12 protein-coding genes and 1 other RNA gene are annotated in these 21,349 nt (G+C 60.3%); 4 read left to right on the forward strand and 9 right to left on the reverse strand.

What is annotated here, in order from left to right:
* Positions 1-5 precede the first annotated feature (5 nt).
* The 8 genes from dnaX to KHO07_RS19065 all read right to left on the reverse strand — a co-directional run bounded on the left by dnaX (position 6) and on the right by KHO07_RS19065 (position 13,946).
* Positions 6-2,090, reverse strand: a complete 2,085-nt coding sequence (gene dnaX, locus KHO07_RS19030; protein ID WP_150733255.1) for a DNA polymerase III subunit gamma/tau — start codon at positions 2,088-2,090, stop codon at positions 6-8.
* Between the two features lie 194 nt (positions 2,091-2,284).
* Positions 2,285-3,973, reverse strand: a complete 1,689-nt coding sequence (locus KHO07_RS19035; protein ID WP_212625202.1) for a GGDEF and EAL domain-containing protein — start codon at positions 3,971-3,973, stop codon at positions 2,285-2,287.
* A gap of 437 nt (positions 3,974-4,410) precedes the next feature.
* An RNA gene (gene ffs, locus KHO07_RS19040) (signal recognition particle sRNA small type) lies at positions 4,411-4,507 on the reverse strand.
* Positions 4,508-4,710: 203 nt separating this feature from the next.
* On the reverse strand, positions 4,711-5,874 hold the full coding sequence (locus KHO07_RS19045; RefSeq protein ID WP_212625203.1) for a putative zinc-binding metallopeptidase: 1,164 nt from the start codon (positions 5,872-5,874) through the stop codon (positions 4,711-4,713).
* 231 nt (positions 5,875-6,105) lie between these two features.
* On the reverse strand, positions 6,106-8,463 hold the full coding sequence (ligA, locus tag KHO07_RS19050; protein ID WP_212625204.1) for an NAD-dependent DNA ligase LigA: 2,358 nt from the start codon (positions 8,461-8,463) through the stop codon (positions 6,106-6,108).
* Between the two features lie 220 nt (positions 8,464-8,683).
* On the reverse strand, positions 8,684-9,538 hold the full coding sequence (zipA, locus tag KHO07_RS19055) for a cell division protein ZipA (RefSeq protein ID WP_150733250.1): 855 nt from the start codon (positions 9,536-9,538) through the stop codon (positions 8,684-8,686).
* Between the two features lie 257 nt (positions 9,539-9,795).
* Positions 9,796-13,284: a chromosome segregation protein SMC gene (gene smc, locus KHO07_RS19060; RefSeq protein ID WP_212625205.1), complete on the reverse strand. Its 3,489-nt coding sequence runs from the start codon at positions 13,282-13,284 to the stop codon at positions 9,796-9,798.
* A gap of 2 nt (positions 13,285-13,286) precedes the next feature.
* Positions 13,287-13,946, reverse strand: a complete 660-nt coding sequence (locus KHO07_RS19065) for a GntR family transcriptional regulator (RefSeq protein WP_150733248.1) — start codon at positions 13,944-13,946, stop codon at positions 13,287-13,289.
* Positions 13,947-14,210: 264 nt separating this feature from the next.
* Here KHO07_RS19065 and xdhA point away from each other — a divergent pair, with 264 nt between their 5' ends.
* From xdhA to guaD, 4 genes are all read left to right on the forward strand, one after another.
* Positions 14,211-15,665 carry a xanthine dehydrogenase small subunit gene (gene xdhA, locus KHO07_RS19070; RefSeq protein ID WP_212625206.1) on the forward strand — a complete coding sequence of 485 codons (1,455 nt, stop codon included), beginning with the start codon at positions 14,211-14,213 and terminating at the stop codon, positions 15,663-15,665.
* Complete coding sequence (gene xdhB / locus KHO07_RS19075) at positions 15,658-18,057, forward strand: xanthine dehydrogenase molybdopterin binding subunit (RefSeq protein WP_212625207.1); 2,400 nt, start codon at positions 15,658-15,660, stop codon at positions 18,055-18,057. Before xdhA ends, xdhB begins: the two co-directional genes overlap by 8 nt.
* Positions 18,058-18,198: 141 nt before the next feature.
* The gene (gene xdhC, locus KHO07_RS19080; RefSeq protein WP_150733245.1) at positions 18,199-19,044 is read left to right on the forward strand and encodes a xanthine dehydrogenase accessory protein XdhC; all 846 of its coding nucleotides are present in this window, start codon (positions 18,199-18,201) and stop codon (positions 19,042-19,044) included.
* Between the two features lie 25 nt (positions 19,045-19,069).
* Positions 19,070-20,374, forward strand: coding sequence for a guanine deaminase (gene guaD, locus KHO07_RS19085; protein ID WP_150733244.1), 1,305 nt, complete (start codon positions 19,070-19,072; stop codon positions 20,372-20,374).
* A gap of 180 nt (positions 20,375-20,554) precedes the next feature.
* Here the strand turns inward: guaD and KHO07_RS19090 are convergent, their stop codons facing one another.
* Complete coding sequence (locus tag KHO07_RS19090; RefSeq protein WP_150715740.1) at positions 20,555-21,319, reverse strand: GntR family transcriptional regulator; 765 nt, start codon at positions 21,317-21,319, stop codon at positions 20,555-20,557.
* Between the last annotated feature and the right edge of the window lie 30 nt (positions 21,320-21,349).

Genomic DNA, 21,349 nt, shown 5'->3' on the forward strand with positions numbered 1-21,349 from the left:
AGTTATTAGCCCTGACTGACCAGAGCTTCGACAGGTTCAATAGTATCGTTACGGATCACCGCACCGAACTGCTGCATCATTTGCTGGATGAACGGATCACCGTGGATCGACTCCTCGGCCTCGCGCTGACGGTCGGCACGACGGCGAGACGCCGCCTGGGCCGGAGTTTCCTGCTCGGGCTTGATCAGCTCCATGGTCAGGGTCAGGGTGCGGCCGTGATGCTGGTTCAAGGCATCGTTGAGCCGGCGCTGTTGCGTCGCGTTGAACAAGGCACTGTGAGCCGGGTCCAGGTGCAACAGCCAGTTGTCGCCATCCACGGCGATCAGTGTGCAGTTGGCGGCGATGCTGCCGGTCATGCCGGAGATCGGCAGCTTAGGGAACAGCTCCAGCCATTGCAGGGCCAGGCCGGTGGCCGGCGCCGCTGCGGGCTCAGGTTCAGGTTCCGGCGGAGGCTCGGCGGCATGCTCGCTGGCCAGTTCGTCGAGGTAACTGTAGGCCGAATCCATATCCGGCTCGATGTAGTCCTCGTCGAGCGGTGGCTCGTCATCCAGGTCGATGCCTGGCGTCGCAGCATCGACCTCTGCCACGGTCGGCTCCGGAATCGGCGAAGCGGCCCATTCAGGCGCGTCCGGCACCACGCTGTCAGGCGTCGGTAACGGCATCGGTGGCAATTCGGGTTGTTCGCTGGTGGTTTCCAGTACAGGCTCGACCGCTGGCTGCTGAGCCGGTGCAGGCTCGACCGGGTCATTCCACGGCAGGTCGACCACTTCTTCGACCACCACCGCTTCGACCACAGGCTCGGGCTCGACGACCGTTGCAACCGGCTCAGGCTCAGGGGCGGGAGCCACCGGCGCGGCTGGCGCGATGGCGGCAACGGGTGTCGGTGTAACGGCCGCAGCGACTACCGGCGCAACAACCGGCGCGGCAGCCACTGAATTTGCGGAATCAACTGTGGCCTGGCTGATCCCCACTGGCTTTAGCGGTTGCCTCGGGGCATCCGCGGTGTCTGCCGGTCGGAAGGCGAGCATCCGCAGCAGCACCATTTCAAACCCGCCACGGGGATCCGGCGCCAGCGGCAAATCGCGGCGGCCGATCAGGCCCATCTGATAATAGAACTGCACATCTTCGGCCGGCAGCGCCTGGGCCAGCGCCAACACCCGGTCACGGTCGCCGTGACCGTTGTCGACGCCTTCAGGCAAAGCCTGGGCGATGGCGACACGGTGCAGCACGTTGAGAATCTCGGACAGCACACCACTCCAGTCCGGACCTTGTTCGGCCAGATGGCGGACCGCCTCGAGCAAGGCCTTGGCATCACCTTCGATCAACGCATGCAGGACGTCGTAGACCTGACCGTGATCGAGGGTCCCGAGCATCGCCCGCACGTCGGCGGCCATCACCTTGCCTTCGCCGAAAGCAATCGCCTGGTCGGTGAGGCTCATGGCGTCACGCATCGAACCATCGGCGGCACGGCCCAGCAGCCACAGCGCGTCGTCTTCGAACGGCACGTTCTCGACGCCCAGCACGTGGGTCAAATGCTCGACCACCCGTTCCGGGGTCATGTTCTTCAGGGAGAACTGCAGGCACCGCGACAGAATCGTTGCAGGAAGTTTCTGCGGGTCGGTGGTGGCCAGGATGAATTTGACGTACGGCGGCGGCTCTTCGAGGGTTTTCAGCAGCGCATTGAAGGAATGGCTGGAGAGCATGTGCACTTCGTCGATCAGGTAGACCTTGAAGCGCCCGCGGCTCGGAGCGTATTGCACGTTGTCGAGCAGCTCGCGGGTGTCCTCGACTTTGGTCCGGCTCGCGGCGTCAATCTCGATCAGGTCGACAAAACGGCCCTCATCGATTTCGCGACACACCGAGCACTCACCGCACGGCGACGAAGTGATACCTGTTTCACAGTTCAGGCATTTGGCGATGATCCGCGCGATGGTGGTCTTGCCGACCCCGCGCGTACCGGTGAACAGGTACGCGTGGTGCAGCCGCTGGCTGTCCAAGGCATTGATCAGAGCCTTGAGCACATGGGTCTGGCCGACCATTTCGCGGAACGAGCGCGGACGCCATTTACGTGCAAGAACCTGATAACTCATCGAAAACCGTCGCAGCGAAGGAAGCAGAAGCGGCTAATGCTAGCGGAGCAAGGCCAAAATTGCATCCGGTGTCCTCGTCTAATCTGGCCAAGCTGCATTTTGTGCTGGTTTATAGAAGCGTTTATGCGGTTGGCCTTGGGGGTATTGCTGCTGATCATCGGCGGTAAACCTGACCCGCCGTTTGCGCAGGCGGGTCAACAATTGCGCCATTGCAGCGGTGCGACAAACCCCTCTACCCACCCCGTCACCTCGGTAGATGGCATCGGGTGGGCAATGAAATACCCCTGCGCCACCTCGCACCCCAGGCGCAGCAATAATTCACCATGCTCGATACTTTCCAGGCCCTCGGCAATTACCTGTCGGCCAAACGCCCGGGCCAGGCCGATCACTGCCGTGGTCAGGGCGAGGTCGTCGCCATCATGCAAAATGTCCTGCACAAACGACTTATGGATCTTGATCGTTTGTGTGTGCAAGCGCTTGAGATAGCTGAGGGACGAGTAACCCGTGCCGAAATCACCCAACGAAAACTGCACACCCAGTGCCTGACAGGCCCGCAAGCACTCACCGACGTGCTGAATGTTCTCGATGGCCACCGACTCGACGATTTCCAGATCAAGCCTCTGCGGGGCAACCCGCGCATGCCGGGCCAATGCACTTTTAAGCCGGTCGACAAAATCCGCCCGCTGAAAATGCCGTGCCGCGATGTTCACGCTCACCGGCCAGTCAAGTCCGGCCTGACGCCAGAGGTCTAACTGCAACAAAACCTGGTCCATCACCCACTCACCGATATCGATGATCAGGTCTGTTTCCTCTACGTGGGGCAAAAAGTCCCGGGCAGCCAGCATGCCGTTTTGCGGGTGCTTCCAGCGCAGCAACGCTTCGAACCCGACCACCTCGCCACGCCGCATATTGACCTTGGGCTGGAAGTACAGACGCAATTCATGGTTGTTCAGCGCCTGGCGCACCCGCTCGACGGTCTGGTGCGTGGCTTTGACCTCCCGGTCCCGCGACACATCGAACAGGTGAAAACGCTTGCGTCCGCTTTGCTTGGCCACATACATCGCTTGATCAGCGTGACGCAGCAGGGTTTCAGCATTTTCGTTGTCATGGGGAAACAGCGTGACGCCAATACTGGCAAACACATTGATGTCCTTGCCGTGCAGCGCGTATGGCGCCGAGATCGTGCCCAGCACCCGGTTCAACGCCGCACGCAACTCCGGCAGGTCGCGCACGTAACGCAGCACCAGCACAAACTCGTCACCGGCCAGCCGCGCCACGACATCCTCGGCGCGAATGATACTGCGCAATCGTTTGGCCACTTCGACCAACAAAAGATCGCCGGTGGCATGCCCGTAACCATCGTTAACCGCCTTGAAACCGTCAAGGTCGAGCATGCACACCGCCAGCGGGATGTTTTCCTGTCGTGAAAACTCCAGCGCCTGATCGAGCAAATCGGAAAGAAACGCGCGATTGGGCAAACCGGTCAACACGTCGTGCCCGACCCGCCATTGCAGGGTATGCAGCAGTTGACGCTTTTCGCTGATATCGAAGCGAATCGACAAATACCGCTCGACCCGCCCGGTGGCTTTGTCGAGGACGGGCACCATCGTGCTTTCGACCCAGTACAGGCTGCCGTCCTTGGCGCGATTGCAGATTTCACCCTTCCACACATTGCCCAGGGCGATGGTGCGCCACATGCCGGCGAAAAATTCGGTCGAATGGGTACCGGAATTGAGCAGACGATGATTTTGCCCCAGCAGCTCTTCGCGGCTATAGCCGGAGATGGCGCAAAATTGGTCGTTGACGTGGGTGATCCGGCCGGACAGATCGGTTTCGGAAAAAATCGCGGCGGCATCCACGGCCCTGCGGTACTTCTCATCCATGAGTCAGACTCGCTGTTGCTAACATTGGCGGCGCAGAAGCGGCGATATGCCGCTGACAGTTCGCGGGATATCACGGCGGCCCAAAGACTCACTTAACCCTGTGAGCGGACGCCATGCTGGCTTTGAAATTATTGATCGAGCGCCGGAAAAGGAGCCATCAAATGCCCGTTTCCGGCGGCGATTCTACGAGATGCGGCACATTTTGCAAGGAAAGGTAAGCGATCATGCCGCCACCTGCCGCAAACACCCGTCGATGACCTTCCGACTTCTATAGCGAGCCGCAGGCTAATCCATTGGGCGCGCCTGCTCCAATTCATGTCGCTTTACCCTTTCGCAGACGACAGAAAACCGCTATGGACTAAAGCCATGGCAGCGCAATAAAAAAGTATTTGATTCAGATAACGCGAGAGAAGACTCGCGGTGCGTTATGGAGGCAACCCCACCAGCCACACCCCGGCACACAATGTTCCCGCTGTGGCTGCTGCCTTCCGGCTCTGACCAGGTTCACGGGTAATCGTTGCGGGGGGACCGATGGGGTCACCATAACGACACTCACCTGACGGCGAGCCGCGCCATTGTACCTATCTGAGACGAAGTTACAACCGTTCCAGCGGATTAAAAAATATGAACTGCTTCAAGGACATGCGGCATGCCGTAGAAGATCGCAGCCTGCGTCAGCTCCTACAGGGTGTACGCCCTCCAATGCAGGAGCTGTCGCGGGCCGCGATCTTTTGACTTTATTGCGCAAGCACCTCATCCGCCCTGCCGCCCTCGCGCTGGATCACCAGGTGAATAAAGTGCAACTTGGCAATCACCGACGGCGGCAATACGAAAGGATAGAAATCCGGCTGTCCCATGCTGCGCGACAGTTCATTGAGCATCCCGGCCAGCTCGATCCACGCGTTGACAAACGACAGGAACGCCGCACCGCCGGGGTGCTGCGGATCATAGAGGGTATCGAGCGGAAACGGCTGATAGTCGAAGTCCATTTCCCGGGCGCTCATGCCGAACCCCAGCGCGGTATCGACTGCGTCCATCATGTGCAGGTAATGAGCCCAGGTTTCCGCCCAGTCCTCCCAGGGATGCATGGTGGCGTAGGCACTGACGTAGCGTTGCTGCCAATCAAGCGGTGCGCCCTGCTGATAATGCCGTTCCAGGGCTTCGGCGTAGCTGTCGCGCTCATCACCGAACAACCCGCGGAACGCTGGCAACCAATCACTGTTGGCGATCAGTCGATCCCAATAGTAGTGCCCCACTTCGTGGCGAAAATGCCCGAGCAATGTGCGATAGGGTTCGTGCATCTGCACCCGCACCTGTTCGCGATGGGCATCGTCGGCTTCTTTGATGTCGAGGGTGATCAAGCCATTGGCGTGACCGGTGGTGGGCGACTTGCCCTCGAGGTCCACGCCGATGAAATCGAAGGCCAGGCCGGTTTCTTCGTCGACTGTCTTGGGAGTCACCTGCAAACCCAGGCTGACCAACTGCGCGACCAGCCGCCGCTTGGCGGTCTCCACCTTGCGCCAGCGTTCATGGTTTTCGGCTATCGATAAATCGGGAATGGTGCGATTCAGGCTACAGGCGACGCACAACGCATCGTGGTCATTGGCAGGCAGCAGCCAATTGCACGCGGCCGGCGAGTCAAGGTTGGCGCAACGACGAAACAGACCTGCCGCGGGATCGACATCAAGCAACCAGGTATCCGGGAAATCGCCCGGCTGCAGCGACGACAAGCGACTCTGCTCCGGCTGATAGCCCAGCGCTGCCGAACACGCCAGGCACTGACTGTTGCGGAAGAACAGCGACTGCCCGCACCGACAGGGCCAGATCTTGCTGTTGCGCGAGCTTTCGCCCATGAAGGGTGCAGCGATGCGCGAGCTGAGCTGTTCGAAGAAGCGGTACATGGCGATCTCTCCCTGGGGCTTGCCAAGACTAGATCATTGCGGCGCCGGGATCGTTCCGTTGTGTACTACCCACTCGAAGCAAAGAACCCACTGTGGCGAGGGAGCTTGCTCCCGCTCGGCGGCGCAGCCATTGCAAAACCAGGACATGCGGTATGCCTGGTAAATGCGGTGATTGGATGGTGCTGCTTCGCAGCTCAGCGGGAGCAAGCTCCGTTGCCACAGGGAATTGCATCAGGCTTCGATGCCGTGCTCTTTCAGGAACACCACAAACGCCTCCTCATCCAGCACCTTCAAACCCAGCTCATTGGCCTTGGTCAACTTCGACCCCGCGCCCGGTCCGGCGACCACGCAATGGGTCTTGGCCGATACAGAGCCCGCCACCTTGGCGCCAAGGCTTTCGAGCTTGTCCTTGGCCACGTCGCGGCTCATCAGCTCCAGCGAACCGGTGAGCACCCAGGTTTGCCCAGCCAACGGCAGACCTTCGACGACTTTCTTCTCACTCAGCCAGTGCATGCCGAAATCGGCCAGTTGTTTTTCAGCTGCCTCGGCGAGTTGGCGATTTTCCTCGATGGCAAAAAACTCGCGAACCGAATTGGCCTGCTTTTCCGGCAACGCCTGACGCATGTCCAGCCAGTCGGCATTGATGACCCCTTGCAGCGAACCGAACTTTTCGGCCAGTTTCTGCGCCCCGCCCGGCCCGACCGAAGGAATGTGCAGCTTGTCGAGCAATCCTCCCAATGTCGTGCTGGCGGCAAATTCGGCGCCCAAGTCGCCTTGGTCCTGAATCTGCAAACCATGCTTGAGCAGATCGGCGATCACCTGCCGGTTGTGCGCATCCTCAAAGAAGCTGTGAATCTCGTGAGCCACTTCGAGGCCGACATCCGGCAAGTACGTCAGCACGTGTGGCAATGCCTGCTGAACCCGCTCCAGCGAACCGAGGGAGCGCGCCAGCACCTTGGCCGTCTCTTCGCCGACATCGGGAATCCCCAGCGCGTAGATGAAGCGCGCCAGCCCCGGCTTCTTGCTGTCTTCGATGGCGCTGAGCAGCTTGTTGCTCGACACCTCGGCAAAACCTTCCAGATCAACGATGTCGTCGAACTTCAGCGCGTACAGATCCGCTGGCGAACTGACCAGCCCTTCGTCGACCAACTGCTCGACGCTCTTGTCGCCCAACCCCTCGATGTCCATCGCCCGACGCGAAACGAAGTGAATGATTGCCTGCTTGAGTTGCGCGCCACAGGCCAGTCGGCCGACGCAGCGGTACACCGCCCCTTCACTGACTGTCTCACGGCCTTTGCTGCGCTTGACCAGTTGCGTACGCTCGACGTGGGAGCCACACACCGGGCATTGCTCAGGAATCTGCACCGGCCGCGCGTTATCCGGACGACGCTCGAGCACCACCTGCACCACTTGCGGAATCACATCGCCTGCGCGGCGGATGATCACCGTGTCACCGATCATCAAACCCAGGCGCGCCACTTCATCCATGTTGTGCAGCGTTGCGTTGGCCACGGTGACACCGGCGACCTTGACCGGCTTCAGTCGCGCCACCGGCGTCACGGCGCCGGTACGACCGACCTGGAATTCCACGTCGAGCAGTTCGGTGAGCTCTTCCATGGCCGGGAATTTATGAGCGATGGCCCAGCGCGGTTCACGGGCGCGGAAACCCAGCTCTCGCTGTGCAGCGATGCTGTTGACCTTGAACACCACACCGTCGATTTCGTACGGCAGCGCGTTGCGGCGCTCGCCGATATCGCGGTAATACGCCAGGCATTCATCGACACCGTTCGCCAGTTTCAGCTCGTGGCTGATCGGCAAGCCCCAGACCTTGAGCTGTTGCAGATTGCCGATGTGTGTATCAGCAATGTCCGCCGAAACCTGGCCGATGCCGTAGCAGCAAAACTCCAATGGCCGGTTGGCAGTAATCTTCGAATCCAGCTGTCGCAAACTGCCCGCGGCAGCGTTGCGCGGGTTGGCGAAGGTCTTGCCGCCAACCTCCAGTTGCGAGGCGTTGAGCCGCTCGAAACCGGCCTTGGACATGAACACTTCACCGCGCACTTCCAGCGTCGCCGGCCAACCCGTGCCATGCAACTTGAGCGGGATGTTGCGCACGGTGCGCACGTTGACGCTGATGTCTTCGCCGGTGGTGCCATCGCCGCGCGTGGCACCGCGCACCAGCACGCCGTCCTGATACAACAAGCTGACCGCCAAGCCATCGAGCTTCGGCTCGCAGCTGTACTCCACCGCCGCGCCACCACCGAACAGATCGCCAACCGGCAGATCCAGACCTTCGGTCACCCGCCGGTCGAACTCGCGCATGTCGGTTTCTTCGAAGGCGTTGCCGAGGCTGAGCATCGGCACTTCATGGCGCACCTGGGTGAACGCCGAGAGTGCCGCGCTGCCCACCCGCTGGGTCGGCGAATCACTGGTCACCAGTTCCGGGTGGGCGGCTTCAAGGGCTTTGAGTTCGTGGAACAACCGGTCGTACTCGACGTCCGGAATGCTCGGCTCGTCCAGCACGTGATAGCGATAGTTGTGCTGATCCAGCTCGGCACGCAGCTCTAGAATGCGGTTTTTGGCGGCAGTCATGGGTGTTCTCTCATAAAGCAAAAGAGCAGCCGAGGCTGCTCAATTTTCCAAATCACAATAGCTCAAGGCTATGGACATTGTGGCGAGGGAGCTTGCTCCCACTCGGCGGCGTAGCCGTCGTAAATCCTGCAACCTCGTCGTACCAGACACAACGAGGCGGATGGCCTTGGGGCCGCTTAGCGACCCAGCGGGAGCAAGCTCCCTCGCCACAAAAGCGACCTTATCGCTTCTGGGTCAACGCGCGACGCTCGAACTCGACGATGCGCTGACGATAGTGCTCGATCGTTTGGGCAGTCAGTACGCTGCGCTGATCGTCTTTCAATTCGCCATTCAGCTCTTGCGACAGCTTGCGCGCTGCAGCCACCATCACGTCGAAGGCTTGCTTCGGATGACGCGGGCCTGGCAAGCCGAGGAAGAAGCTCACCGCCGGGGTGCTGAAGTGGTCGATGTCGTCCAGATCGAAAACACCCGGCTTCACCGCGTTGGCCATGGAGAACAGGACCTCGCCGTTGCCCGCCATGCTTTCGTGACGATGGAAGATATCCATCTCGCCAAAACGCAGACCGCTTTCAAGGATGTTCTGCAACAACGCCGGCCCTTTGAAGCCGGCGGTGTCGCGGCAAATCACACTGATCACCAGCACTTCTTCAGCCTGGGGTTGATCCTTTTCGCTGACCGATGGCGAGGACTTGGTGTCATCCGGGAAATCATCGTCACGACTGCTGAAGCTCGGGCCGCCGTCCAGATCCAGGCTGAGGTTCATGTCGCCCTGGGATGGCTCGCCATGACCACGCTTGCCACGCTTGGAGCCCGACTCACGCGGCTCACGTGCCGGCATGCTCACCGAAGGCAAATCCTGCTCGTCCAGTTGCGGTTCCTTGTGGGAATCCAGCACACGGGGCGGCCCCAACAGCTCGGCGCTGGTGTCCTCATCCGGCAGGTTGGACAGACTTCGATCAAGACGGAATTTCAGTTTTCCCTTGCCGCCGCGCATCCGGCGCCAGCCATCAAAAAGAATACCGGCAATGACAATAATGCCGATGACGATCAGCCACTCGCGCAGACCGATTTCCATGTAATCCCGTGCCTCTATAAAAAATGCTGAAAAATAAGGGGTTTACAACCTGCAAACCGCTTTAAAACGTGGCGCCAACTCTATGTTCTGACAGGCGTTTTGCCCACGTATACGAAAAATTGACATTAAACTAGCACGACCAAAGGCAACTTTACACCGTCTACCACCCCGGCTTACGCGAATATATCGATTGGCCAGCAAGTCCAAGCAAGTAAAAAGTCCTACAGACTGCAAATACTCCCCCTACAAATCCCGGGTCAGGCATCCACCATCGCCATCGCCTCCTCGACATCCACTGCCACCAGACGCGAACAGCCGGGTTCGTGCATCGTCACCCCCATCAGTTGATCGGCCATTTCCATGGCGATCTTGTTGTGGGTGATATAGATGAATTGCACCGTCTGCGACATCTCTTTGACCAGTCGTGCGTAGCGTCCAACGTTAGCGTCATCCAGTGGCGCGTCAACTTCATCGAGCATGCAAAACGGCGCCGGGTTCAACTTGAAAATCGCAAAAACCAGCGCCAATGCAGTCAGGGCTTTTTCGCCACCGGAGAGCAAATGGATGGTGCTGTTCTTCTTTCCTGGCGGCTGCGCCATGATCGTTACCCCTGTATCGAGTAGATCTTCGCCCGTCAGTTCCAAATACGCGCGGCCACCACCGAAAACTTTTGGGAAAAGCGCCTGTAAACCGCCATTGATCTGATCAAAGGTATCCTTGAAACGGTTGCGGGTTTCCTTGTCGATCTTGCGAATCACGTTTTCCAGCGTTTCCAGTGCTTCCACCAGATCGGCGTCCTGGGCATCCAGATAACGTTTACGCTCGGATTGTTGCTGGTATTCGTCGATGGCCGCCAGGTTGATCGCACCGAGGCGTGCAATTCGCGCAGCAATGCGTTCAAGTTCTTCCTCGGCAGCTTTCTCGCTGGCTTCGGCCGTCAGCGTGGCGAGTACGCCGTGTAGATCGTAGCCGTCTTCCAGCAGTTGATCCTGCAAGGCCTTGCGGCGCACGGTCAACGCTTGCCATTCCATGCGTTGCTGTTCGAGTTGACCGCGGATCAACTGCGATTGCTGCTCAGCCTGGTTGCGCCGTTTTTCCGCATCACGCAGTTCACGGTCGGCGTCTTCCAGAGCGATCTGCGCAGTCTTGAGTTCTTCGTCGACGGTCATGCGTTTGTCGAGCAACTCTTCGAGCTTCAGGCGCAGCTCTTCCAGCGGTGCTTCGCCCTCCTCCAGATTGAGGCTCAACTGCTCGCGCTTTTCGGTCAGGCGTTCGGATTGCATTTCCAGACGCTCCAGCGCCTGCCGCGTCGAGTCGTGCTGAGCCTTGAGCGAACCCAGGCGCACCGCCAATTGGTGGGCATGATCCTTATGCTGCCGTGCCTCCTGACGCACCCGATCAAGGCGCTCGCGCAGGCTGTCGCGCTGGGCCAGCAGCAACTCGCGCTGTTCGGTATCCAGCGCCATGCTGTCGAGCGCTTCCTGCAACTGCAGGCGCGCTTCGCCGATGTTTTCGTGCTCCAGCGCGCGCTGTTCGTCGAGCTCAATGAGCTCTTCGTCGAGGCGAGTGCGGCGCAGGGTCAACTGTTCGGCCTTGGCTTTGCCGGCCGACAATTGGGCTTTCAATTCACCTTGCTGACGGGCTTCGTCTTGCAGCAAACGGCGCAAATGTTCGCGGCCGTTTTCCTGCTGACGCTGTTGGGCGCGCAGGTTTTGCAATTGGCTCTCGAGGTTTTCGACGGCGGCTTCGCGCTCTTCTCGCTCAAGGCCAAGCGCCTGGATTTCCTGCCCCCGCGCCAGCACACCGCTTTCTGCCTCACTGGCCCGGCGCACCCGCAGGAAATGCCGGCCAACCCAGAAACCGTCACGGCTGATCAGGCTTTGGCCAGCGCTCAATTGCCCGCGCAAGGCCAGCGCCTGCTCAAGGTTTTCAACCGGCTTGACCTGCCCCAACCAAGGCGACAGATCAATCTGCGCCTCGACCTTGTCGAGCAGGCTGCCAGGCACGCGCAGGCCATCGCCGGCCGGGCTGAGCAAACGCAAATCGCCTTGGGCAAACCCGGCCAGATCATAATCATTGAAGTCATCCACCAGCACCGCTTGCAGGTCGGCGCCCAGCACGGTTTCCACCGCCAGCTCCCAACCGGCGTCGACCTTCAGGCCTTCGGCCAGACGCGGACGATCCGCCAGATGCTGCTCGCGCAGCCATTCAGCGGTGCCGGTGCCGGGGTCGAGCGCGGCTTGCTGCAAGGCTTCCAGTGACGCCAGTCGTCCGTTGAGTCGCTGCAGATCACCCTGGGCTTGTTGCTGCGCCGTCAGGGTCTGCTGCAATTGCTGGCGCAGTTGCTCGAGTTTTTCGACCTGAGCTTCTTCACTGGTCTGCAAATCCTCAAGGGTCGCTTCGGATTCAGCGAGCTGCTCGCTGAGTTCCATGATTGCCGCGTCTTCGGGGTCCGCCGAGAGCAAGGCGCGTTCTTCGCCGAGACGTTTTTGACGATCAGCCAAACGCTCCATGCTGGTTTCCAGCTGCTGGATTCGCGATTGCTGCACTTCAGCCTGACGACGCGGCTCGGCAGCGGTGAGGTTGAAAGCGTCCCACTGTTCCTGCCAGCCGTGCATGGTGGTTTCGGACTCTTCCAGCGCGGCGGCGGCTTCTTCGGCAGCGGCGCTGGTGATTTCCTGTTCCGGCGTGAGCATATCCAGCTCTTCGCCGAGGGTCAGCAACAGCGTGCGGTCATGGCCCAGGTGAGATTCGGTTTCCAGCCGCGCGCGCTCGGCTTCTTTCAAATCGTCCTGCAACTGACGCAAGCGCTGCTGGCCGTGCTGAATACTCTGCTCGACCCGGGCGATGTCACCACCGACCGAATAGAAGCGCCCTTGCACCAGATTGAAGCGTTCAGAGAGATCGTGATGGCCATCGCGCAAGCGTTCGATGCTCGCATCGGCATTACGCTGCTCGGCGACCAACGCTTCAAAACTGATTTCCTGCGTGCCGATGATCGCTTCGCGCTGGCCGACCTGATCGTTCAGGTCCTGCCAGCGCAGGGCCGACAGTTGCGCCTTGAGCTGACGCTCTTCGCCCTTGTATTCCTGATACTTCTTGGCGGCCTCGGCCTGGCGGTGCAAGCGCTCGAGTTGACGCGTCAATTCTTCGCGCAGGTCAGTCAGGCGCTCGAGGTTTTCGTGGGTGCGGCGGATGCGGTTTTCAGTCTCGCGCCGACGCTCCTTATACTTGGAAATGCCCGCCGCTTCTTCGATAAAGTTACGCAGGTCTTCGGGCTTGGACTCGATCAGCTTGGAGATCATCCCCTGCTCGATGATCGAGTAGCTGCGCGGACCAAGGCCGGTGCCGAGGAAGATATCGGTGATGTCGCGACGACGGCATTTGGTGCCGTTGAGGTAATAAGTGGTCTGGCTGTCGCGGGTGACTTTGCGGCGAATGGAGATTTCCGCATAGGCGGCATATTCGCCGAGCAACGTGCCGTCTGAGTTATCGAACACCAGTTCGATGCTCGCCTGGCTCACGGGCTTGCGACTGGTGGAGCCGTTGAAGATGACGTCGGTCATCGACTCGCCACGCAGGTTTTTGGCCGAGCTCTCGCCCATTACCCAACGCACGGCGTCGATGATGTTCGACTTGCCGCAACCATTGGGCCCGACCACCGCCGCCATGTTACTGGGGAAGTTCACCGTGGTCGGATCGACGAAGGACTTGAACCCCGCCAGCTTGATGCACTTGAGCCGCAAGATCAGGCGTCCGTCAGGGCGGAGATCACCAGATCGCAGCTGCGCTGGCCGTAGGCGGTCAGCACTTCGCGGATCTGTGGGAAGTCACGGGCAATCACGGCGGCGAGCAGGCGTTCGAACAGTTCAAGGTACTCACTCATCGAGGCCTTGCGCTGATCCAGGGCAAGGAAGTACGCACGGCTCATGGCCGGCTGCAGATTTTCGACGGTTTCCTGCAGGTACGGGTTGTTGGCGAACGAATAGGTGGCGCGCATCACATTAAAGCTGTCATCAACGAAGCTATGGATGTCCTGGCGCTCGAAGCTGGCCGTCAGGCGCTGCTGGATCTGCACGAACGGCGCCAGGTCGGCCTGGACTTTCCAGCCACTGGCCACGGCGTTGGCGAGCAAAATGTACATCTCGCCCATCAGCGTGCACAGGCTCCGCACCTTGTGCTCGGTGAGCTCGGTCACGTGGGCACCGCGTCGCGGCAGGATCGCAATCAGATGGCGGCGCTCAAGGATCAGCAAGGCCTCACGGACCGAGCCGCGGCTGACATTGAGTGCCAGCGTGACCTTCTGTTCCTGGATGCGCTCCCCGGGCTTCATTTCGCCGCGAATGATGCGTTCGGCGAGGTGGTGAGCGATTTGCTCGGCGAGGCTGTCCGGCGCCTTGAACGTCATGGTTGTCCTTCAAACTGTTCGATCTGCACAAGCGGCGCAGTGTAGCGCAATTGATACGTCATGGCGCACAGCCCTGGCGGGGGTTTTGGCACGATTCAAGCAAAAAGCAGGCTAGCCCGCGAGGGTCAATAATGAACAAACGAGTTGTTAGTCGACAAAATGCATTTTCCTGACCTTTAAGTCAGAAAACCATTGACCGAAAAGTCAGACCTGCTAAATTCGGTCCCATCGGTTAACAACAATAATGAGTCTGCGAGGCCTTCCGTGATCCAGTTTTTACTAAACCAGGAACTCCGTAGCGAGCACGCCCTGGACCCGAACCTGACCGTGCTCAACTATTTGCGCGACCATGTGGGCAAACCCGGCACCAAAGAAGGCTGCGCCAGCGGTGACTGCGGCGCGTGCACCGTGGTGGTCGGCGAATTGCAGACCGATGATGACGGCCGCGAACACATTCGCTATCGCAGCCTCAATTCGTGCCTGACGTTCGTGTCGTCCCTGCACGGCAAACAACTGATCAGCGTCGAAGACCTCAAGCACAAAGGCGAACTGCACAGCGTGCAGAAAGCCATGGTCGATTGCCATGGTTCGCAGTGCGGCTTTTGCACCCCCGGTTTCGTGATGTCGCTGTTCGCCCTGCAAAAGAACAGCGACCAGCCCGATTCCCATAAAGCCCACGAAGCCCTCGCCGGCAACCTCTGCCGTTGCACTGGCTATCGGCCGATTCTGGAAGCAGCCCAGCAATCCTGCTGCGGCAAGCAACCAGACCAGTTCGACGCTCGTGAGGCCGAGACCATCGCCCGTCTGAAAGCCATCGCACCCACCGACATCGGCGAACTCAACAGCGGCGACAAACGCTGCCTGGTGCCGCTGACCGTGGCCGACCTGGCCGACCTCTATGATGCTTATCCGCAGGCCCGCCTGCTGGCCGGCGGTACGGACCTGGCGCTGGAAGTCACGCAGTTCCACCGCACCCTCCCGGTGATGATCTATGTCGGCAACGTCGCCGAGATGAAGCGCATCGACCGCTTCGACGACCGCCTGGAAATCGGCGCTGCCACCGCCCTCTCCGACTGCTACGAAGCGTTGAAGGCCGAGTACCCGGATTTCGGCGAACTGCTGCAGCGCTTCGCCTCCTTGCAGATTCGCAACCAGGGCACCCTCGGCGGCAACATCGGCAACGCCTCGCCGATCGGTGACTCGCCGCCCCTGCTGATTGCCCTCGGCGCGCAAATCGTCCTGTGCAAGGGTGAAACCCGCCGCACCCTGGCGCTGGAGGATTACTTCATCGATTACCGCGTGACTGCGCGCCAGGAAAGCGAGTTCATCGAGAAAATCATCGTGCCCCGCGCCAGCGTCGAAAAACTGTTCCGCGCCTACAAAGTCTCCAAGCGCCTGGACGACGACATCTCTGCGGTGTGCGCCGCCTTCAACATTCGCCTGGAAAACGGTGTGATCGCCGATGCCCGCGTGGCCTTCGGTGGCATGGCCGCCATTCCAAAACGTGCCAACAGCTGCGAAACCGCGCTGATCGGTGCGCCGTTCAACAACGCCACGATTGAACGTGCCTGCGCCGCCCTGGCCGAAGATTTCACGCCGCTCTCGGACTTCCGCGCCAGCAAGGAATATCGCCTGCTCAGCGCGCAGAACCTGCTGCGCAAATACTTCATCGAACTGCAAACACCGCACATCGAGACTCGGGTGACCGCTTATGTCTAATCATCACGCCGTAGAGAAGACCCAGGCCGAACTGGCTGAACTGTTCGCCCAAGACCTGACCACCGGTGTCGGCCGCAGCGTCAAGCACGACAGCGGCGCCAAACATGTGTCCGGTGAAGCACAGTACATCGACGATCGCCTGGAGTTTCCAAATCAGCTGCACGTTTATGCACGCCTGTCGGACCGCGCCCACGCGAAAATCATCAGCATCGACACATCGCCGTGCTACGCCTTTGAAGGCGTGCGCATCGCCATCACCCACGAAGACGTGCCGGGCCTGAAAGACATCGGCCCATTGCTGCCGGGCGATCCTTTGCTGGCCATCGACACCGTGGAATTCGTCGGTCAACCGGTGATCGCCGTCGCCGCCAAAGACCTGGACACCGCACGCAAAGCAGCGATGGCTGCGATCATCGAATACGAAGACCTCGAGCCCGTACTCGACGTGGTCGAAGCCCTGCGCAAACGCCACTTCGTGCTCGACAGTCATACCCATCAGCGCGGCGACTCAGCCACCGCGCTGGCCACCGCTGAGCACCGCATCCAGGGCACGCTGCACATCGGCGGCCAGGAGCATTTCTATCTGGAAACCCAGATTTCGTCAGTGATGCCGACCGAAGACGGCGGCATGATCGTCTACTGCTCCACGCAAAACCCTACCGAAGTGCAGAAGCTGGTGGCGGAAGTGCTGGACGTGTCGATGAACAAGATCGTCGTCGACATGCGCCGCATGGGCGGTGGTTTCGGCGGCAAGGAAACGCAAGCCGCGAGCCCGGCGTGCCTGTGCGCGGTGATCGCGCACCTGACCGGCCAGCCGACCAAAATGCGCCTGCCCCGCGTCGAAGACATGCTGATGACCGGCAAGCGTCACCCGTTCTACGTCGAGTACGACGTCGGCTTCGACAGCACCGGTCGTCTGCACGGTGTCGCCCTGGAACTGGCCGGCAACTGCGGTTGCTCGCCGGACCTGTCAGCGTCGATTGTCGACCGGGCGATGTTCCACTCGGACAACTCGTACTACCTGGGCGATGCGACCATCAACGGTCACCGCTGCAAGACCAACACCGCGTCGAACACCGCTTACCGTGGCTTCGGCGGCCCGCAAGGCATGGTCGCCATCGAAGAAGTGATGGATGCCATCGCCCGCCATCTGGCCCTCGATCCGCTGGCGGTGCGCAAGGCCAACTACTACGGCAAGACCGAGCGCAACGTCACCCATTACTACCAGACCGTCGAGCACAACATGCTCGAGGAAATGACCGCCGAACTGGAAGAAAGCAGCCAGTACTACGAGCGTCGCGAAGCGATCCGTCGCTACAACGCCAACAGCCCGATCCTGAAAAAAGGCCTGGCCCTGACCCCGGTGAAATTCGGTATTTCCTTCACCGCCAGTTTCCTCAACCAGGCCGGTGCCCTGGTGCACGTCTACACCGATGGCAGCATCCACCTGAACCACGGCGGCACCGAAATGGGTCAGGGCCTGAACACCAAAGTCGCGCAGGTCGTGGCTGAAGTGTTCCAGGTGGAAATGGACCGCGTGCAGATCACCGCCACCAACACCGACAAAGTACCGAACACCTCGCCGACCGCGGCCTCCAGCGGTGCCGATCTGAACGGAAAAGCCGCGCAGAACGCCGCTGAAACCATCAAGCAACGCCTGGTGGAATTCGCCGCTCGCCAGTACAAAGTCAGCGAAGAAGATGTGGAGTTCCACAACGGCCACGTACGGGTTCGCGATCACATCCTGACCTTCGAAGCACTGATCCAGCAGGCGTATTTCAATCAGGTGTCGCTGTCGAGCACCGGTTTCTACAAGACCCCGAAGATCTACTACGACCGCAGCCAGGCCCGGGGCCGCCCTTTCTACTACTTCGCCTTCGGTGCGGCGTGCTGCGAAGTGCTGGTCGACACCCTGACCGGCGAATACAAAATGCTGCGCACCGACATCCTCCACGATGTCGGCGCCTCACTGAACCCGGCCATCGATATCGGTCAGGTCGAGGGCGGTTTCATCCAGGGCATGGGTTGGCTGACCATGGAAGAACTGGTGTGGAACAACAAAGGCAAACTGATGACCAACGGCCCGGCCAGCTACAAGATCCCGGCCGTGGCGGACATGCCGCTGGACCTGCGGGTGAAACTGGTGGAAAACCGCAAGAACCCGGAAGACACGGTGTTCCATTCCAAGGCCGTGGGCGAGCCGCCATTCATGCTCGGCATCGCCGCGTGGTGCGCGATCAAGGATGCCGTGGCGAGTCTGGGCGACTACAAGCATCAACCGAAAATCGACGCCCCGGCGACGCCGGAGCGGGTGTTGTGGGGGTGCGAGCAGATGCGCCAGTTGAAGGTGGCGAAGGCTGTCGAGGCTGAAACCGAGTTGGCTCCGCTCTAGACCGAGGCGCGGCCATCGCTGGCAAGCCAGCTCCCACAGTGTTTTGTGGTGTCCACAGAATCTGGATTCAACTCAAATCCTGTGGGAGCTGGCTTGCCAGCGATGAGGCCCGAACTGACAACAGAGATGTTGAGGTGAAACATGTACAACTGGATCGACGCCCTCGCCGACCTGCAAAACCAGGGTGAGCCCTGCGTGTTGGTGACCATCATCGAAGAGCTCGGCTCGACGCCGCGTAATGCCGGTTCGAAAATGGTCATCAGCGCTCGCCAGGCCTTCGACACCATCGGTGGCGGACACCTGGAATACAAGGCCATGCAGATCGCCCGCGACATGCTCGCCAGCGGCAAACAGGACACCCATCTGGAACGCTTCAGCCTCGGCGCCAGCCTCGGCCAGTGCTGCGGCGGCGCGACCGTCTTACTGTTCGAACCGATGGGCCAGGTGCAAGCGCAAATCGCCGTGTTCGGCGCCGGTCACGTTGGCCGCGCACTGGTGCCGTTGCTCGCCAGCCTGCCCTGCCGTATTCGCTGGATCGACTCGCGCGATGACGAATTCCCTGAACAGATCCCCCACGGCGTGCGCAAGATTGTTTCCGAAGAACCGGTGGATGAAATCGACGACCTGCCCGCCGGCAGCTACTGCATCGTCATGACCCACAACCACCAGCTCGACCTCGAACTCACTGCCGCAATCCTCAAGCGTAACGACTTCGCCTACTTCGGCCTGATCGGTTCGAAGACCAAACGGGTGAAGTTCGAACATCGCCTGCGTGATCGCGGTTTCGACAGCAGCGTCGTGCAACGCATGCGCTGCCCGATGGGCATCGGCGAAGTCAAAGGCAAGTTGCCTGTGGAAATCGCCATCTCCATCGCTGGCGAGATCATCGCCACTTACAACGCGAATTTCGGCCAGCAGACTGCCAGCGCCGGATCATCGATTGCCAAACTGCTGCCTGCTTCACGCCGCAGCCAAGCCTCCAATTGATAAGCCTCAGAAATCGGGAACCCACATGCCTCTGACTCGCAAAGCCTACCGCGCCGCCATTCTGCACAGCATCGCCGACCCTGCCGAAGTCGGCATCGAAGCCTCTTACGAGTATTTCGAGGACGGCCTGCTGGTGGTGGATAACGGCAAAATCAGCGCACTGGGCCACGCCAGCGATTTGCTGCCAACGCTGCCGGCAGACATTGAAATCACCCACTATCAAGACGCACTGATCACCCCCGGCTTTATCGACACCCACATTCACCTGCCGCAAACCGGCATGGTCGGCGCCTACGGCGAGCAACTGCTGGACTGGCTCAACACTTACACCTTCCCGTGCGAAAGCCAGTTCGCCGACAAGGCCCATGCCGATGAAGTCGCGGACATTTTCATCAAGGAACTGCTGCGCAACGGCACCACCACCGCACTGGTGTTCGGCAGCGTGCATCCGCAATCGGTGAATTCGTTCTTCGAAGCCGCCGAGCAGCTCGACCTGCGGATGATCGCCGGCAAGGTGATGATGGACCGCAACGCCCCGGACTACCTGACCGACACCGCTGAATCCAGCTACGTCGAAAGCAAGGCGCTGATTGAGCGCTGGCATGGCAAGGGTCGCCTGCACTACGCGGTGACGCCACGTTTCGCCCCGACCAGCACCCCGGAACAATTGACCCTCGCCGGCCAGTTGCTCAGCGAATACCCGGGTCTGTACATGCAGACCCACATCAGCGAAAACCTGAAAGAAGTCGAGTGGGTCAAGGAGCTGTTCCCCGAGCGCAAGGGTTACCTGGACGTCTACGATCACTATCAGTTGCTCGGTGAACGCTCGGTGTTCGCCCACGGCGTGCACCTGTGCGACGACGAGTGCGCGCGCCTGGCGGAAACCGGATCGGCCATCGCCTTCTGCCCGACCTCGAACTTCTTCCTTGGCAGCGGCCTGTTCAACCTGCCAATGGCCGAGAAGCACAAACTCAATGTCGGCCTCGGCACCGACGTCGGCGGCGGCACCAGCTTCTCGCTGCTGCAAACGCTCAACGAAGCCTACAAGGTCATGCAGCTGCAAGGTGCGCGCCTGAGCCCGTTCAAGTCGCTGTACCTGGCGACCCTGGGCGGCGCCCGTGCGTTGCGTCTGGAGGACAAGATCGGCAACCTGCAACCGGGCACCGACGCCGACTTCCTGGTGCTGGACTACAACGCCACACCGTTGCTGGGCTATCGCCTGAAGCAGGCCAATAACATTGCCGAGACATTGTTTGTGCTGATGACGCTGGGGGATGACCGGACGGTTCAGCAGACCTATGCGGCGGGGAATCTGGTGCATCAGCGCTGAGTTTTCTTCGGGCATAAAAAATCCCCCGCCGCTTTTCAGCCCGGGGGATTTTTATTGCCTGTCAGTCCGTCATCGCTGGCAAGCCAGCTCCCACAGGTACCGAGGTGAGTTGCAGGTTTTTTTAACCACCGAAGATCATTGTGGGAGCTGGCTTGCCAGCGATAGAGGCGACGCGGTCCGTCAGATTTTCGCCGGCGACCGCCCTGGTTTCTTGGTCTGCAACAAATGCGAGAACACCGCATGCAGATCATCCGAAGCACTTTCCTCATCGAGGTTGAGTTTGCTGTCGATGTGATCCATGTGATGCATCATCAGGTTCACCGCCAGTTCGCCGTCGCGCTTTTCGATGGCGTCGATCAACTGGGTGTGCTCGTCGTAGGAGCAGTGGGAACGGTTGCCGCTTTCATACTGGGCAATGATCAGCGATGTCTGGGACACCAGGCTGCGCTGGAAGCTGATCAACGGCGCATTTTTCGCCGCCTCGGCCAGTTTCAGGTGGAATTCGCCCGACAGACGGATACCGGCACCGCGATCACCACGGGAAAAACTGTCGCGTTCGTCGTTGACCATCTGGCGCAACTCGGCGATCTGCTCGGCGGTGGCGTGCTGGACGGCCAGTTCGGTGATCGCGCGCTCCACCAGACGGCGGGCCATGAACACCTGACGGGCTTCTTCGACGCTCGGGCTGGCGACCACGGCGCCACGATTCGGACGCAGCAGCACCACGCCTTCATGGGCCAGGCGCGACAAGGCGCGGCGAATGATGGTGCGGCTGACCCCGAAAATTTCCCCCAGCGCTTCTTCGCTCAACTTGGTGCCGGGCGCCAGACGCTGTTCGAGGATGGCCTCGAAGATATGCGCGTAGACAATATCGTCCTGGGTACCGCTACGGCCGGCTTTGCCTGCTCGCGGTTGTTTCTTTAGGGGCTGCAACTGTTCGTTCATGGGCACTCGAGTCGGGAGAACTGCGGCGAA

The sequence above is a fragment of the Pseudomonas sp. PP3 genome (genome assembly GCF_905336995.1).
GTDB classification, from domain to species: Bacteria; Pseudomonadota; Gammaproteobacteria; order Pseudomonadales; family Pseudomonadaceae; genus Aquipseudomonas; species Aquipseudomonas reinekei.

Bases quoted from the DNA above. Each gene is read 5' to 3' on its own strand.
- dnaX (WP_150733255.1), bottom strand. From the start codon at position 2,090: ATGAGTTATCAGGTTCTTGCACGTAAATGGCGTCCGCGCTCGTTCCGC.
- xdhC (WP_150733245.1), top strand. From the start codon at position 18,199: ATGTACAACTGGATCGACGCCCTCGCCGACCTGCAAAACCAGGGTGAG.
- xdhB (WP_212625207.1), top strand. From the start codon at position 15,658: ATGTCTAATCATCACGCCGTAGAGAAGACCCAGGCCGAACTGGCTGAA.
- zipA (WP_150733250.1), bottom strand. From the start codon at position 9,538: ATGGAAATCGGTCTGCGCGAGTGGCTGATCGTCATCGGCATTATTGTC.
- guaD (WP_150733244.1), top strand. From the start codon at position 19,070: ATGCCTCTGACTCGCAAAGCCTACCGCGCCGCCATTCTGCACAGCATC.
- ligA (WP_212625204.1), bottom strand. From the start codon at position 8,463: ATGACTGCCGCCAAAAACCGCATTCTAGAGCTGCGTGCCGAGCTGGAT.
- KHO07_RS19045 (WP_212625203.1), bottom strand. From the start codon at position 5,874: ATGTACCGCTTCTTCGAACAGCTCAGCTCGCGCATCGCTGCACCCTTC.
- KHO07_RS19035 (WP_212625202.1), bottom strand. From the start codon at position 3,973: ATGGATGAGAAGTACCGCAGGGCCGTGGATGCCGCCGCGATTTTTTCC.
- KHO07_RS19065 (WP_150733248.1), bottom strand. From the start codon at position 13,946: ATGACGTTCAAGGCGCCGGACAGCCTCGCCGAGCAAATCGCTCACCAC.
- KHO07_RS19090 (WP_150715740.1), bottom strand. From the start codon at position 21,319: ATGAACGAACAGTTGCAGCCCCTAAAGAAACAACCGCGAGCAGGCAAA.